This window comes from Rahnella sp. BIGb0236 (genome assembly GCF_004364755.1).
In the GTDB taxonomy this organism is placed as follows: domain Bacteria; phylum Pseudomonadota; class Gammaproteobacteria; order Enterobacterales; family Enterobacteriaceae; genus Rahnella; species Rahnella victoriana.
Genome location: NZ_SOAO01000002.1, coordinates 634,904 through 649,798, shown reverse-complemented (window position 1 = coordinate 649,798; position 14,895 = coordinate 634,904). Strand labels below are relative to the sequence as shown.

The 14,895-nt window shown below is 55.3% G+C and carries 13 protein-coding genes; 9 read left to right on the top strand and 4 right to left on the bottom strand.

Annotated elements, in window-relative coordinates; all coding sequences use genetic code 11:
- Positions 1–210 precede the first annotated feature (210 nt).
- From purL to EDF78_RS06520, 5 genes are all read left to right on the top strand, one after another.
- Positions 211–4,104 (top strand): phosphoribosylformylglycinamidine synthase, encoded by a 3,894-nt coding sequence (gene purL / locus EDF78_RS06540; RefSeq protein WP_208294464.1) that lies wholly within the window; start codon positions 211–213, stop codon positions 4,102–4,104.
- A gap of 253 nt (positions 4,105–4,357) precedes the next feature.
- The gene (gene pagP, locus EDF78_RS06535; protein WP_095924898.1) at positions 4,358–4,969 is read left to right on the top strand and encodes a lipid IV(A) palmitoyltransferase PagP; all 612 of its coding nucleotides are present in this window, start codon (positions 4,358–4,360) and stop codon (positions 4,967–4,969) included.
- Positions 4,970–5,119: 150 nt separating this feature from the next.
- Positions 5,120–6,421 carry a bifunctional glucose-1-phosphatase/inositol phosphatase gene (gene agp / locus EDF78_RS06530; RefSeq protein ID WP_133822758.1) on the top strand — a complete coding sequence of 434 codons (1,302 nt, stop codon included), beginning with the start codon at positions 5,120–5,122 and terminating at the stop codon, positions 6,419–6,421.
- A gap of 101 nt (positions 6,422–6,522) precedes the next feature.
- On the top strand, positions 6,523–7,530 hold the full coding sequence (locus EDF78_RS06525) for a fatty acid desaturase (protein WP_133822757.1): 1,008 nt from the start codon (positions 6,523–6,525) through the stop codon (positions 7,528–7,530).
- Positions 7,531–7,542: 12 nt separating this feature from the next.
- A complete protein-coding gene (locus EDF78_RS06520) occupies positions 7,543–8,376 on the top strand; it encodes a PhnD/SsuA/transferrin family substrate-binding protein (RefSeq protein ID WP_131693523.1) in 834 nt (277 codons plus the stop codon).
- Here EDF78_RS06520 and sseA read toward each other — a convergent pair.
- The 3 genes from sseA to EDF78_RS06505 form a co-directional block, all read right to left on the bottom strand.
- A complete protein-coding gene (sseA, locus tag EDF78_RS06515; protein ID WP_131693522.1) occupies positions 8,345–9,190 on the bottom strand; it encodes a 3-mercaptopyruvate sulfurtransferase in 846 nt (281 codons plus the stop codon). The genes EDF78_RS06520 and sseA overlap by 32 nt on opposite strands.
- Before the next feature lie 34 nt (positions 9,191–9,224).
- Complete coding sequence (locus EDF78_RS06510) at positions 9,225–9,773, bottom strand: GNAT family N-acetyltransferase (protein ID WP_133822756.1); 549 nt, start codon at positions 9,771–9,773, stop codon at positions 9,225–9,227.
- Between the two features lie 121 nt (positions 9,774–9,894).
- On the bottom strand, positions 9,895–10,686 hold the full coding sequence (locus EDF78_RS06505; RefSeq protein WP_119826823.1) for a helix-turn-helix transcriptional regulator: 792 nt from the start codon (positions 10,684–10,686) through the stop codon (positions 9,895–9,897).
- A 138-nt stretch (positions 10,687–10,824) separates the two neighbouring features.
- Between EDF78_RS06505 and EDF78_RS06500 the strand changes: the two genes are divergently transcribed.
- Positions 10,825–11,595: a class I SAM-dependent methyltransferase gene (locus tag EDF78_RS06500; RefSeq protein WP_133822755.1), complete on the top strand. Its 771-nt coding sequence runs from the start codon at positions 10,825–10,827 to the stop codon at positions 11,593–11,595.
- A 55-nt stretch (positions 11,596–11,650) separates the two neighbouring features.
- Here the strand turns inward: EDF78_RS06500 and EDF78_RS06495 are convergent, their stop codons facing one another.
- A complete protein-coding gene (locus EDF78_RS06495; protein WP_095924906.1) occupies positions 11,651–12,571 on the bottom strand; it encodes a DUF808 domain-containing protein in 921 nt (306 codons plus the stop codon).
- Positions 12,572–12,960: 389 nt separating this feature from the next.
- On the opposite strand from EDF78_RS06495, the gene EDF78_RS06490 reads away from it, so the two are divergent.
- The 3 genes from EDF78_RS06490 to aroL all read left to right on the top strand — a co-directional run bounded on the left by EDF78_RS06490 (position 12,961) and on the right by aroL (position 14,866).
- Positions 12,961–13,236, top strand: coding sequence for a DUF1471 domain-containing protein (locus EDF78_RS06490; protein ID WP_095924907.1), 276 nt, complete (start codon positions 12,961–12,963; stop codon positions 13,234–13,236).
- A 252-nt stretch (positions 13,237–13,488) separates the two neighbouring features.
- Complete coding sequence (locus EDF78_RS06485; protein WP_133822754.1) at positions 13,489–14,067, top strand: rRNA adenine N-6-methyltransferase family protein; 579 nt, start codon at positions 13,489–13,491, stop codon at positions 14,065–14,067.
- Positions 14,068–14,341: 274 nt separating this feature from the next.
- Positions 14,342–14,866, top strand: coding sequence for a shikimate kinase AroL (gene aroL, locus EDF78_RS06480; RefSeq protein WP_095924909.1), 525 nt, complete (start codon positions 14,342–14,344; stop codon positions 14,864–14,866).
- Positions 14,867–14,895: the final 29 nt, after the last annotated feature.

The window sequence follows — 14,895 nt, the reverse complement described above, 5'->3', positions numbered from 1 at the left end:
CCCAGTGCTGACGCATTTTGCTCAACAAAACGGCAGTCTGCAACTTTATTCATGATACCCGTAAGATATGTGGGCCTATAAATGAATATCAAGTTTCACTACGCAAACGGTTTCGTCGGACGCCGGCTTTCTTTATAATAGCCCGCGTTTTCCCCCTGTTGCGCCCAATGAAGCACTGTGGTCAGTGTCTTCGAAGACGAGAGATCTGTGATTATGGAAATACTGCGTGGTTCGCCCGCTTTGTCGGCTTTTCGCATTAACAAATTATTGTCACGTTGTCAGGAAGCCCGCCTTCCGGTCAGCGATATCTACGCCGAATATGTACACTTTGCCGATGTCAGCGCGCCGCTGAATTCGGACGAACAAACCAAGTTACAACGCCTCCTGAAATACGGTCCTTCTCTCGCTGAACACGCTCCTTCTGGTCGTTTACTGCTGGTCACTCCGCGCCCCGGCACCATTTCTCCCTGGTCTTCCAAAGCCACCGACATCGCGCACAACTGCGGTTTGTCGCAGGTTCTGCGTCTTGAGCGCGGTCTGGCCTTTTATGTACAGGCACCGCAACTGACCGAAGCACAGTGGAACGAACTGGGCGCGTTGCTGCATGACCGCATGATGGAAACCGTCTTCACTCAGCCTGAAGATGCCAGCGCGCTGTTCGCGCAGCATCAGCCTGCGCCGGTGCAGCATGTGGATATCCTGGGCGTTGGCCGTGGCGCACTGGAAGCCGCCAACATCAAATTAGGTCTGGCGCTGGCGCAGGACGAAATTGATTACCTGATGGAAGCCTTTACGTCGTTGGGGCGCAACCCGACTGACATCGAACTCTATATGTTCGCACAGGCCAACTCGGAACACTGCCGTCATAAAATCTTCAACGCAGACTGGATTATCGACGGCGAAACGCAGCCGAAATCCCTGTTCAAGATGATCAAAAACACCTTCGAACAGACCCCTGATCACGTGCTGTCGGCGTATAAAGATAACGCCGCCGTGATGGAAGGTTCGCAGGTCGGCCGTTTCTACGCCGATGCGAAAGACGGTCTGTACGATTTCCATCAGGAGCAGGCGCATATCCTGATGAAGGTTGAAACCCATAACCACCCGACGGCGATCTCTCCGTGGCCGGGCGCGGCAACGGGTTCCGGTGGTGAAATCCGTGACGAAGGCGCAACCGGTCGCGGTGCAAAACCAAAAGCCGGTCTGGTGGGTTTTTCTGTGTCCAACCTGCGTATTCCGGGCTTTGAACAGCCGTGGGAAGAAGATTTCGGTAAACCGGATCGTATCGTCACCGCGCTGGATATCATGACCGACGGCCCGCTGGGCGGCGCGGCATTTAACAACGAATTTGGTCGTCCGGCGCTGCTGGGCTACTTCCGGACTTACGAAGAAAACGTTAACAGCCACAACGGACCTGAGCTGCGCGGTTACCACAAACCGATCATGCTGGCGGGCGGTATCGGCAACATCCGCGCGGATCACGTGCAGAAAGGCGAAATCACCGTGGGCGCGAAACTGATCGTGCTCGGCGGCCCGGCGATGAATATCGGTCTGGGCGGCGGCGCGGCATCTTCCATGGCATCCGGTCAGTCGGATGCGGATCTGGATTTTGCTTCCGTACAGCGCGACAACCCGGAAATGGAACGCCGCTGTCAGGAAGTGATCGACCGTTGCTGGCAGCTTGGCGAAGCCAACCCGATCCTGTTCATCCATGACGTCGGTGCAGGCGGTTTATCCAACGCCATGCCGGAACTGGTCAGCGATGGCAACCGTGGCGGCCGTTTCCAGTTGCGTGACATCCTCAACGACGAGCCGGGCATGAGCCCGCTGGAAGTCTGGTGTAACGAATCGCAGGAACGTTACGTACTGGCGGTGTCTCCGGCACAGCTGGAACAGTTCGATGCGATTTGCCAGCGTGAACGCGCACCTTACGCGGTCATCGGTGAAGCGACGGAAGAAATGCATCTGTCTCTGGAAGACAGCCATTTCGATAACCAGCCGATTGATATGCCGCTGGACGTGCTGCTGGGCAAAACGCCAAAAATGACCCGCGACGTCACCACGCTTAAAGCCAAAGGCGACGAGCTGAATGCGGAAAACATTCAGATTACCGAAGCGGTGAAACGCGTTCTGCATCTGCCTGCAGTGGCTGAGAAAACCTTCCTGATCACCATCGGCGACCGTACCGTCACCGGTATGGTGGCACGTGACCAGATGGTCGGTCCGTGGCAGATCCCGGTTGCTGACTGCGCGGTCACTACCGCCAGCCTCGACAGCTATCACGGCGAAGCCATGTCTCTGGGCGAACGCGCCCCGGTGGCCTTGCTGGACTTCGCGGCGTCCGGCCGCATGGCGGTGGGCGAAGCACTGACTAACCTCGCTGCCGTTGAAATTGGCAGCCTGAAACGCGTCAAACTTTCTGCAAACTGGATGTCGGCGGCCGGTCACCCGGGCGAAGATGCCGGTTTATATGCGGCGGTTAAAGCGGTGGGCGAAGAACTTTGTCCGGCGCTGGGTATCACCATTCCGGTGGGCAAAGACTCGATGTCGATGAAAACCCGCTGGCAGGAAGGTAACGAACAACGCGAGATGACCTCTCCGCTGTCGCTGGTGATCACCGCCTTTGCCCGTGTCGAAGACGTGCGCCACACCGTAACGCCGCAACTGCGCACCGACAAAGGCGACACCGTGCTGTTGCTGGTCGACCTGGGTGCCGGTCATAACGCGCTGGGCGCGACCGCGCTGGCGCAGGTTTACCGTCAGCTCGGCAACACGCCTGCCGACGTGCGCAGTGCTGAGCAACTGGGTGGTTTCTTCAACGCCATGCAGGCGCTGGTGTCTGAGCAGAAATTACTGGCCTACCATGACCGTTCCGACGGCGGTTTGCTGGTGACACTGGCGGAAATGGCCTTTGCCGGACATTGCGGCCTGACCGCAGATATCGCGGCGCTGGGCAACGATTCGCTGGCCGCGCTGTTCAACGAAGAACTGGGTGCCGTGATTCAGGTACGTGCGTCCGACCGCGAAGCCGTTGAGAAAACGCTGGCCGACTTTGGTCTGGCGGACTGCACGCATTACCTCGGCAGTGTGGAAACCGGCGATCGCTTCATCATCACTTCCGGCAGCAAACCGGTGTACAGCGAAAGCCGTACCACGCTGCGCACCTGGTGGGCAGAAACCACCTGGCAGATGCAGCGTCTGCGCGATAACCCTGAGTGTGCCGATCAGGAACATCAGGCGAAAACTCAGGATCTTGACCCGGGTCTGAACGTCAAACTGACATTCGCACCGGATGAGGACGTGGCTGCGCCATACATCGCCAAAGGTGCGCGTCCGAAAGTCGCTGTGCTGCGTGAGCAGGGCGTCAACTCCCACGTGGAAATGGCGGCCGCCTTCCACCGTGCCGGTTTTGATGCGGTTGACGTGCACATGAGTGACCTGCTGGCCGGTCGCCGCGATTTGCAGGATTTCCACACGCTGGTGGCGTGCGGCGGATTCTCTTACGGTGACGTGCTGGGCGCGGGCGAAGGCTGGGCGAAATCGGTTCTGTTCAACGACCGCGTGCGTGAAGAGTTCGAAGAATTCTTCCACCGTCCGCAAACACTGGCGCTGGGCGTGTGTAACGGCTGTCAGATGATGTCGAACCTGAAAGAGCTGATCCCGGGCGCAGAACACTGGCCGCGCTTTGTGCGTAACCTGTCTGACCGCTTTGAAGCGCGCTTCAGTCTGGTGGAAGTGACCGCCAGCCCGTCGATGTTTATGCAGGGGATGGCCGGTTCACGGATGCCCATCGCGGTGTCTCATGGCGAAGGCCATGTGGAAGTGCGTGATGCGGCACATCTGGCGCAAATCGAACACAGCAATCTGGTGGCGCTGCGTTTCGTGGACAACAACGGTCAGGCGACAGAAAACTATCCGGCGAACCCGAACGGTTCACCGAACGGCATCACGGCGGTCACTAACCTGTCAGGCCGTGTCACCGTGATGATGCCGCACCCTGAACGTGTCTTCCGTACTGTCAGCAACTCCTGGCATCCGGAAGAGTGGGGCGAAGACAGCCCGTGGATGCGCATGTTCCGTAACGCGCGTAAACAGCTTGGCTGATGCGTAAACGGAACCGGTAATAAAAATCCGCAGTGCGAAAGCCTGCGGATTTTTTTATGGCGCTGACTTATTTCTTACGAACTGTTCATATTTTGTCTTATTTATCCTGCTAGGAAAACTCCCATAATAAAACCCTCAATGCCTGATATTTCAGGCAATTAAACCCATTCTGACTGCTGTTCTTCTGTTGTTTAATTATTTCCTGGCCGGGGTTAGGTATAATAAAACCTTACGTCAGGGAGTTATTTAAAAGATGTCTTATAAAAAATTAATCAGGGATTTTAGCCTTACTGTTTCCATGGCTTTTTGTGTTCCGGCTTTTGCGGCCAGCAACGGAGATAATCCCGTCAGCGATCCCAACAAGGTACATAAAGAATCGATCATTCCCGGTATCTGGTCGTCGTTCACAGAGAAGGTGTCCACCACCTGGAATGAACCACAGTCGCAGGATCTGTATTTGCCGGTGATCACCTGGCATAACCGTTTTACCTACGATAAAGAGAAAACCGACAAATATAACGAACGTCCGTGGGGCGGGGGTTACGGTATTTCCCGATACGATGAAAAAGGTAACTGGAACGGCATTTATTTTATGGCGTTTAAAGATTCCCATAATAAATGGGAACCTATCGGGGGTTATGGCTGGGAAAAAATATGGACGCCTGCGCAGGATAAGAATTTTCGCTTAGGGTTAGGATATACCGCGGCCGTGACAGCGCGTGACGACTATAAATATATTCCGATCCCGATTGTCTTACCGCTGGCGTCCGTCGGATACGATCGTCTGACATTTCAGGCGACCTACATTCCCGGCACCTATAACAATGGTAACGTGTTCTTCGCGTGGCTGCGCTTCCGGTTCTGAGTGAGTTAACGCCTTTATGGGGAGAGGTTGTGAAGCTGATCCCCCACTTCTGCTGAATAATCCACTATGCTGAAAATTCACCGGACGAATCAATCTGTTGGCGCGTCCGGTGCTTTCTTATTACAGGGAATCAACAGAAGAGGATCACTCGTGAAAAAAGCATCCCGTTTTCTTGTGCTGTCTGCACTTGCCTGCGCATTACCGCTTGCCATGCCTGCCGCTCAGGCGGCGCAATCCGACAATTTAGAACTGCAACAGGTGCTGGTGCTCAGCCGCCACGGCATCCGTGCGCCGCTGGTCAACTATGGCGATGTGCTTGCCGAATCCACCACGCACACCTGGCCGGTATGGAAAACCGAAGGCGGATTGCTGACGCCAAAAGGTGGCCAGATTTCCGAACATATGGGGCATTATTTCCGCGCCTGGCTGGCGAAAGATAACCTGCTGCCTGCGGCGGAGTGTCCGGATAAAAATCAGGTGTTTACCTACGCCAACAGCCTGCCGCGTACCATCGATACCGCGAAGCATTTCAGCACCGGTGCTTTCCCCGGCTGTGATGTCGCTGTGATCAACCGCGTTGAAATCGGCAAAATGGATCCGGTCTTCAACCCGATTATCACCGCCGAAGTGAACGACAGTTTTAAAACCAGTGCGCTGAACTCAGTGAATCAGCACGCCGGGCAGGGCGGTCTTGATGGCCTGAATCAGCGTCTCAAGCCAAACTATGCGTTGCTCGAAAATATCCTCGATTACAAAAACAGCAAAATCTGCAAAGAGAAACAACAGTGCGATCTGGCGTCTCAGCCTTCGGACGTGGTGCTGACGCAGGGCAAAGAGCCGGGCATTACCGGTCCGTTGCGGATGGCGACCGGTGCGACCGATGCGTTCATGTTGCAGTATTACGAAGGTTTCCCGATGAAGGACGTCGCCTGGGGGCAAATCAGCACGCCGGACCAGTGGACCAAACTTGAAACCATCAAGAACCTGTATCACGAAACGCTGTTCGGCTCACCGGCTATCGCAGCGAATGCCGCGAAACCCCTGCTGACATTTATCGCCGGTGCGCTTGATGCTCAGCCTGCCACGTCAGACGATCAGAAAGCCGCGCAACAGGCAAAACTGGCGGTGCTGGTCGGGCATGATTCGAACATCGCTTCATTGCTCGCGGCGCTGAAAACTCGCGATTACCAGTTGCCGGGGCAGTATGAACGTACGCCGATCAGCGGCACGGTGGTCTTCCAGCGCTGGCACGATAAGAAAGCCAATAAAGATCTGATGAAAATCGAATACGTCTATCCGACGGCGCATCAGATCCGCAACAATGTGGCCCTGAGCCTGAAAAATCCGCCGGAGCGTGTCACCCTGCAAATTGAAGGCTGCACCGTTGATAAACAGGGCTTCTGCCCGATGGAGCAGTTCACTCAGGCCGTGCAAAAGGATCTGCAAGGCTGAGTCGCTTAGCTGCTGACTGGCAATAGATAGTGTTTTAAGTTAGTTAGCGGCGGTCCCCGGCTGCCCGATAATGTGCCAAAGGTTTCTGACTCTGGCACATTATGGCGTCCTCTTCGTTTTACCTCAGCGCCCGCCAGCGGGCCGACATTGCAGCCCGTCGCCGCAGCCTCGGGTGGCGGCTGGAAATCCCCACCTGGTTATTGATTGCCTCGGTTTATGGCGGCTGGTTTGCCGGCGTATTCTTCTGGCGCGATCTGGGTCCGTGGCTCGGCACGCCGTGGCTTATCTGGTTCACCACCTGGTATATGTCGCTGCAACACGAATTAATCCACGGGCATCCGACCCGCAAACCCTGGCTTAATCAGCTGTTCGGAATGCTGCCGCTGGCGGTCTGGTATCCCTACGGTTTATACCGCGACACCCATTTGCAGCATCACCGTAACGAGCATCTGACGCTGCCGGGCGATGATCCTGAAGCCTATTATTTCAGCCGTGCCCGCTGGGAAACCCTGTCACCGGCGATGAAGACGGCGGTGCGCCTGCGCAATACCTTGCCCGGAAGAATGCTGACCGGCCCGCTGCTGGATATCCTCAGTACGCTGACCGGCGCGCTGCTGGCTGTTTTACGCGGCGAATGGCGCACCGTCAGTATGTGGCTGGTGCATGGCGCACTGCTGGCGATGTTGCTCGGCTGGATGGCGCAGCGCGGATTATCGCCGCTGTATTTTATTCTGGCGGTGAGTTATCCGGCGCTCAGCCTGACCAAAGTCCGCTCCTTCTTCGAGCACCGCGCCGAACGCCTGCCACAGGCGAGATCGACCCTCAACGAAGCCGGTGTGGTCTGGCGGTTGCTGTTCCTCAACCTGAATTATCATCTGGTCCATCATGATTTACCCGGCGTGCCCTGGTATGCACTGCGACAGGTGTATGTCGCCGATCGCGAGGTCTATATTCAGCGCAGCGACGGGTTTGTGGTGAAAGGATACCGGCAGTGGTTCCGCGATCACACGCGGGTGCCTGTTGACGTCGAAGCGCATCCGTTTGCCACCGGCACAACAGCGGCGCAACCCGCGCGCAGCGACTATGATTATCAGCAGGAAACCCCCTGACGGAGTGGCCAGATGATGCTGATGTCTTTGCCGATGTATGCGATTTCTCCGCCGGATGTCGAGGCTTTCGCCGATATTTTGCGCCAAAAACTGAAAGATGCTGGCCTGAATGCCGTGCCGGATGCGCTGAGCTGGCCGCAGGATTTACTCCATCACTGGCAGACACCGGATCTGCTGCTCAGCCAGACCTGCGGTTATCCGCTGGTGGAAAGTCTGCCGCAGGTTCAGCTGGTGGGGACATTCAGCTACCGTGCGCCGGGCTGTGACGGATTCCGTTACCGCAGCTTTTTGCTGGCGCGGGAAGAAGATGCCAGTCTGCACCTTGCCGGTTTTCGTCAGCGTCGTCTGGCGTTTAACAGCACGGATTCGCAATCGGGTTACAACAGTTTGCGGGCGCTGGTCGCGCCTCTGGCGGTGGACGGACGCTTTTTCTCGCAGGTCACCGCCACCGGCAGTCACCGTGGATCCCTGCGCTACGTTCAGCAAAACCTTGCCGATCTGGCGGCGATAGATTGTGTGACGCTGGAACTCCTCCGCCGCACGGAACCGCAGGCGCTGGAAGGACTGGCGGTGATCGGACAAACCGCAGCCGTACCGGGTTTACCGCTGATTACGTCGGCGAAGACATCGCCTGAGGATTTGGCTGTTTTGCGGCAGGCATTGCGCGAGACGGCGCATGATCCGGTCAGCGCGTGTTTGCTGATCGAAGAGTTCACTGTGGTGCCGAGGCCGGCTTACAGCGTGATCAGTCAGATGAAAGACATGGCGCTGGCGTTTGGCGTCAGCGAACTGACGCCATTACCGCAACCAGAAATCAGTGGGTTTCAATCGGGAAGTCTTCGTTAACATCGCCCCATTCGGCCCATGATCCGTCATACAGCATCACGTCTTTCACCCCCAGAGAATCCAGGCCGAAAGCCAGCGCGGCCGCCGTCACACCGGAGCCGCAACTGGTGATCACCGGTTTGTTCAGATCCACGCCCAGACCTTCGAACGTCGCTTTCAGTGCCTGCGGCGATTTCAGGTGTCCGTCCTGCGTCAGTTCGGTAAAAGGTACGCTCAGGCTGCCCGGAATATGGCCGCCATGCAGCCCCGGACGCGGTTCCGGCGCTTCGGCTTTAAAGCGTGCCAGCGAGCGGGCATCGATAATCTGTACCTTGCCGAGGGCGTTTTTCACTTCTTCGGCGCTGACCACCACCGGACGCACCAGTTTTGCATTAAACGTCGACGGCACGCGGGTGTGCTCACCGCTTTGTGTCGGTTTGCCTTCCGCTATCCACGCATTCAGCCCGCCATCCAGCACGCGCACGCTTTTCGCGCCGAAACTGGTCAGCATCCACCACACACGCGGGGCGGAGAACAAATCACCTTCATCGTAAAGCACGATGGTTTGCGTGTCGGCCACACCCAGACGACTCATCGATGCGGCGAATTCTTCCTCCGTCGGCATCATATGCGGCAGGCCGGTGCTGCAGTCGGAAATGCTGTCGACTTCCACATAGATCGCGTTGGGAATGTGCGCTTCGAGATATTTGCCATGAAAATCCACCGGCGGCGTAATGCCCGGTTTGGATTTACGGCAATCGATAATGACCACGTCCGGTGAATTCAGATTCTTCGCCAGCCAGTCGGTAGATACGGTATGGGTAGAAAAAGTCATGTTCTGTTGCCTTATCTTTTTTGTGGAGCCAGCCTCAGAGATCGCCCGGGATCAGGGAATACATCCAGGCATCACGCGGCTGACCGTGATAATAAAGCCGGTTACGGTGCAGACCTTCGGATATCGCGCCGGTTTTTTCGGCCACCCGGCGGCTGCGGTCATTGCCATCCATCACCACGATTTCCAGACGGGTCAGTTCCAGCCCGGTAAATGCAAAACGTGCCGCAGTTCTGGCCGCCAGTGTCGCCAGTCCGCGGCCGGTATAACCGGTGCGGATCCAGTAACCGAGGTTGGCGAACTTATACTCCGGCGTGATGCGGTTGATGCCCACGCTGCCAATCAGATTTCCGCTGGCACGCTCAAACAGACAGAAATTAAACTCTGCGCCGCGATGGCGTTTTTGCTCGCAGTCAGCCAGATATTTCCGGCTGTCTTCCAGCGAGTATTTATCCGAACACCAGGATTCCCACGCGCCGATATCCTTCACGGATGCCTGAACGGCGGCAAAATGCGTGATGGCTTCAAGCTCGGTCGCGACGCGGATCTCGAACTCTTCATCCTGATAAATCTGGCGTGTCATCATGGGCGTTATCCTGTCATAAAGGAAACCAATCAAATCAGCCTCACATATCTGGCATCCGTATGTCAATTGGTGAAAAGGCGCATTAAGTGAGAAAAAACAGCAGGCTGGCCGGGCGATGCTGTCATGCGTCCGGCACCAGGATCACCAGCTTGCATTCTGCATAACCGGCGGGGAAAAAGGTCTGCTGGCGGTAACAGATTTCACCCTTGAGCGGATGATGGAAGCGCCGTTCTCCGCCTTCGCGCGCCAGTACTTCCTGCTGCGACCACCACTGATTAAATTCACTGCTGCGCTCCCGCAGACTGATCACCGACTGACGGACCGCATCAGAATGGGCGTAATGGCTGGTTTCGGCACGGAATTCGGCCACCACCCGTTTGGCGCGTTCGGCCCAGTTGGTGACCAGTTCGCGCGCCAGCGGATGCAGAAACATGAAATCCAGCAGATTAGGGTGTTCGTCAACGCCCAGCCAGCCGCTGAACAACGCCTGCGCCTGCGGGTTCCATGCCAGCACATTCCAGCCGCTGTCGAGCAGATAGCCGGGGCAGGTCAGCTGATTGACGCAATCTCTCAGGCTGGCATCCGGTGCGCCGGAGGAGGGCAACGCCTGCGGATCTTTCACCGAAGCTAAACTGAATAAATACTCGCGGGCGGCAGGCTCCATGCGCAACGCCTTCGCCAGACTGTCCAGCGTGGCGGCGGAGATGGACACGTCGCGCCCCTGTTCAATCCACGTGTACCAGGTGGCGCTGATGCCGCTGATTTGCGCCAGTTCTTCACGGCGCAATCCGCTGGTTCTGCGACGTGAAGAACCGGGCAGCCCGACCATTTCAGGTGTCACCCGCTCGCGGTGTGTGCGTAAAAATGTCCCCAGTGCCTTTGGACCGCTCAGTGAGTCTGCGTTATCAATCATGCTTTGCTCTTAAACAGGGAGTAACTCATACCAGTATAAACGCTCATATTGTACCCGTATAGAACAATGCCTATAGTGATTTTGAGGTCATTTGAAACCCGCTTTCTCAATACAAAAACAAGACAGACAGGAGCAATGATGAACATGAAAAATACCCACAGTCAGGCGGTCGATAAGCAGTTTGGTTCACAGGCACAGGATTATCTGACCAGCGCCGTGCACTCGCAGGGGGCGGATTTACAACGTCTGGCGACGCTGCTGGCACCCTTTCCGCATGCGCAGGTGATTGATCTGGGCTGCGGTGCGGGGCACGCCAGTTTTGTCGCGGCGGGCATCGTCAATAATGTCATTGCCTATGATTTGTCGGCGCAGATGCTGGACGTGGTGGCGCAGGCCGCCCGCGACAAGCAACTGGCGAACATCAGCGTACAACAGGGTGTCGCGGAATCACTGCCGTTTGCCGACCACAGCGCAGATGTGATCATCAGCCGTTATTCTGCGCACCACTGGCATGATGTCGGGCTGGCGCTGCGCGAGGTGGCGCGCGTGCTGAAGCCGGGCGGCAAATTCATCATGATGGACGTGGTGTCGCCGGGGCATCCGCTGCTGAATATTTATCTGCAAACCGTCGAAGTGCTGCGTGACACGTCCCATGTTTGCAACTATTCACCAGGCGAATGGCTGAACATGACCGCTGAAGCCGGGCTGATTACCCGTGAAGTGACGACAGACCGTCTGCCGCTGGAATTCACCAGCTGGATCGCGCGTATGCGTACACCGGAACATTTTGCTGTCGCCATCCGTGAGCTGCAAAAAACGATGTCTGAAGACGTGGTTAAACATTTTGAGATCCAGCCTGACGGCACCTTCACCAGCGATATCATGATGCTGGTGGCGTCGAAGAACTGAAGAGAAGTGCGATGAGTTGCGCCCTTCCGCGGAGGGAAGGGCGCAGAATGTGATCTTATGACGATTTGCCGAAGATCTTTTTCCCCAGTAGTACCAGCACCAGCACGGCAGCACCGACCACCAGACCAACCACTAAATCGGTCGCGCCGGTGATCAGTGTATTTACCCAGCTTTCATGGCCGTGGGTCAGCGGCTCAATCAGGCTGTGCATAAACGGCAGGCCGTGGCTGATGATACTGCCACCGACCAGGAACATCGCGATGGTGCCGACGACAGACAGCGTTTTCATCAGCAGGGGGGCGGCGTTGACGATACCGCGACCAAAAGCGCGTACGGCGTTCATCATCCCGCTTTCGCCGTTGAGGTTGCTCAGATACAGACCGGCGTCATCGATTTTCACAATCGCCCCCACCAGCCCGTAAACCCCGACAGTCATCGCCACCGCAATCAGTACCATCACGGTGACCTGATTCAGGAACGGTGCTGCTGACACAATACCTAACGAGATAACGATGATTTCAGCCGAGAGAATAAAGTCGGTGCGCACCGCACCTTTAACCTTTTCTTTCTCCAGCTTTTTGGCATCCGCTTCATTTTTAATTTCAGCGGCTGCCGGTTTTTTTTCTTCATGATGCTCGCCCGGCATCAGCTTATGGGCGACTTTTTCGAAACCCTCGTAACACAGATAAGCACCGCCAATCATCAGCAAGGGTGTGATGGCCCAGGGAATAAACGCACTGATCAGCAGCGCCAGCGGCACCAGAATGGCTTTATTGATCATCGACCCTTTGGCCACTGCCCAGACGATAGGCAACTCACGATCGGCTTTCACCCCCGTGACCTGTTGTGCATTCAGCGCCAGATCGTCACCCAGCACGCTGGCTGTTTTTTTCGCCGCGACCTTACTCATCGCCGCCACATCATCAAGAATCGACGCGATATCATCGATTAACGCCAGAAGGCTGCCACCCGCCATAAATCACTCCCTTTTATCATTGTGCAATGGGCTTTCCGCGCACGCGGTCACCCGACCTCTGTTGCCCTGACATGCAGGTGATCACAACAACAGAAAATTCATAAAAAATAATCATAACAGTGATTGCATCCCGGCGTCGATTTGTGCGAATGTTGTCCGGGTCATAAATAACATTAACAACTCTCCACACTTTCTCCATTAAATATCTTTATTTCCTCGTAAGTTACCTTCTCAGAAATATTTATTTTCATCCTCTCCTTATTTTTACCACAATGGTTGAAGTTCTTTACATTCGATTACGTCCGCTTTCATTGATTCGCCGATAATTATTTCAACGGATTGCTTCCGCCCCATTAATTAACGAAACTAACGAAAGAAAGGTGCGTAATATGAAAATCTTACCTGCAATTGCCGCTGTTGCTATTACTGTCGCTTCATTCTCAGCCCTCGCGGCTACGCCTATTTCAGAAATGCAGGCGCAAAGCGGTAACTTTCAGTCACTGGGTACCGTGTCTGTGAGTGCGCCGAATACGGTTCCGGGTAGCATGCGTGACCAGCTGAACCAGATTGCCAGCGATAAAGGGGCAACCCATTACCGCGTCATCGGTGCCGACACCCCGGGGGATTCCAGCCTGAGCCGTGCCAGCGTTGAGCTGTATAAATAAAATCGTCTGACGGAATATCCCTCAACGTTTTTTATTTAAGCGTGATTAAGTGAATGTAGTGTGAGAAGGCCAATGTCACCTGACATTGGCCTTTTTATTATCTGAATCCTGCCAGCGGTTGACGTCTTTTTTGAGAGTTATCCCATGTGATTTATTTTGTTTGAATCTTACTGGTCATTATTTCTCTTATTAATCATTTCTTAAGAATTTTTTGGCCTGATAGGGGTCTATCCCTTTCAGGAGGACGTATATATGCTGAACGCCGCAATAATGACGATTAAGAACACCGGACTTTCGATTCAGAACCGCTTTTTTTATTTACAGAATTTTATGACTTCACCCAGGACCATGGGCACGCTGATGCCGTCGTCACCCTGGTTATGCCATGCGATGCTCAGCCAGATTGACTGGACCACCTCGCTGGATATTGCAGAACTTGGCGCGGCCGACGGGGTGCTGACCCGCCGTATTCTCAGCCGGATGCGCGCCGATGCCAAACTCGAGGCTTTCGAAATTCAGCCTGCCTTTGTGCGTAAGCTGAATCAGATGGAGGATCGCCGTTTGCAGGTGATGGCGCATTCTGCGGAGCACATGAGCACGAATTACGACGCGGTATTTTCTTGTCTGCCGCTGCTGTCGATGCCCGTGCGTACCAGCATCAGGATTTTGCAGAGAACACAGCAACAGCTGAAGGAGAAAGACGGAGTGCTGATTTTGTTTCAGTACAGCCAGCTGTCAGAAAAACTGTTGTCACGCTATTTCACCTGGAAAAAAATCCGTGTGGTCAGGAATTTTCCTCCCGCGCTGGTGTATATCTGTAAACCCTGCTGATACAGTCACTTAAGGGCGGAGGCTCGCAAAGCTCATTGCAGGCCGTTGCGTAACAAGGATTTTTCAGTATGATGCCCTGAATGGCGTAAATAAAACGCTACAGAAGCTTCACCGGCAGGTGACAAAAATCTGCCAGTGAAGCTTTTTTGTTGTACTATCTCGCGAGTACAACGACAGTCAGCACATCAGGTAACGTTTGACGTTCAACCTCCTTACAGAGGATGGATTTTTATCAGGCGAGCAACGGGGCTCCCGGGGAATAAAGGAAGCGGTAATGACACAACCCATCTTCATGGTAGGCGCGCGCGGCGCGGGTAAAACGACAGTAGGTAGCGAGCTGGCGAAAGTGCTGGGCTACAAATTTGTCGATACCGATCTGCATCTGCTGCGCACTTCGGGTCTTAGCGTCGCAGACATTGTCGAACGTGAAGGCTGGGAGGGATTCCGTCGTCGTGAAACTGAAACGCTGAAAGCGATTTGTTCGCCGCTGACTGTCATTGCCACCGGCGGCGGCGTGGTGCTGGCGCAGGAAAACCGCGATTTTATGCGGGAAGCGGGCACCGTGATTTATCTGCGCTCACCGGCCTCGACGCTGGCAAACCGTCTGGAAGATGCTCCGCTGGAAGATCAGCGCCCGACGCTGACCGGCAAACCGATCACTGAAGAAATGACGGAAGTGCTGAACGAACGTGAAGCGCTTTACCAGCAGGCCGCCCATCATGTGGTCGATGGCACGCAGGATCCTGCCGACGTGGTGAATGCCATTATGGATGCGCTGGCCTTGCCCATGGCGCGCTAAATTCAGCATTGAACGTGATGATGTCTTTT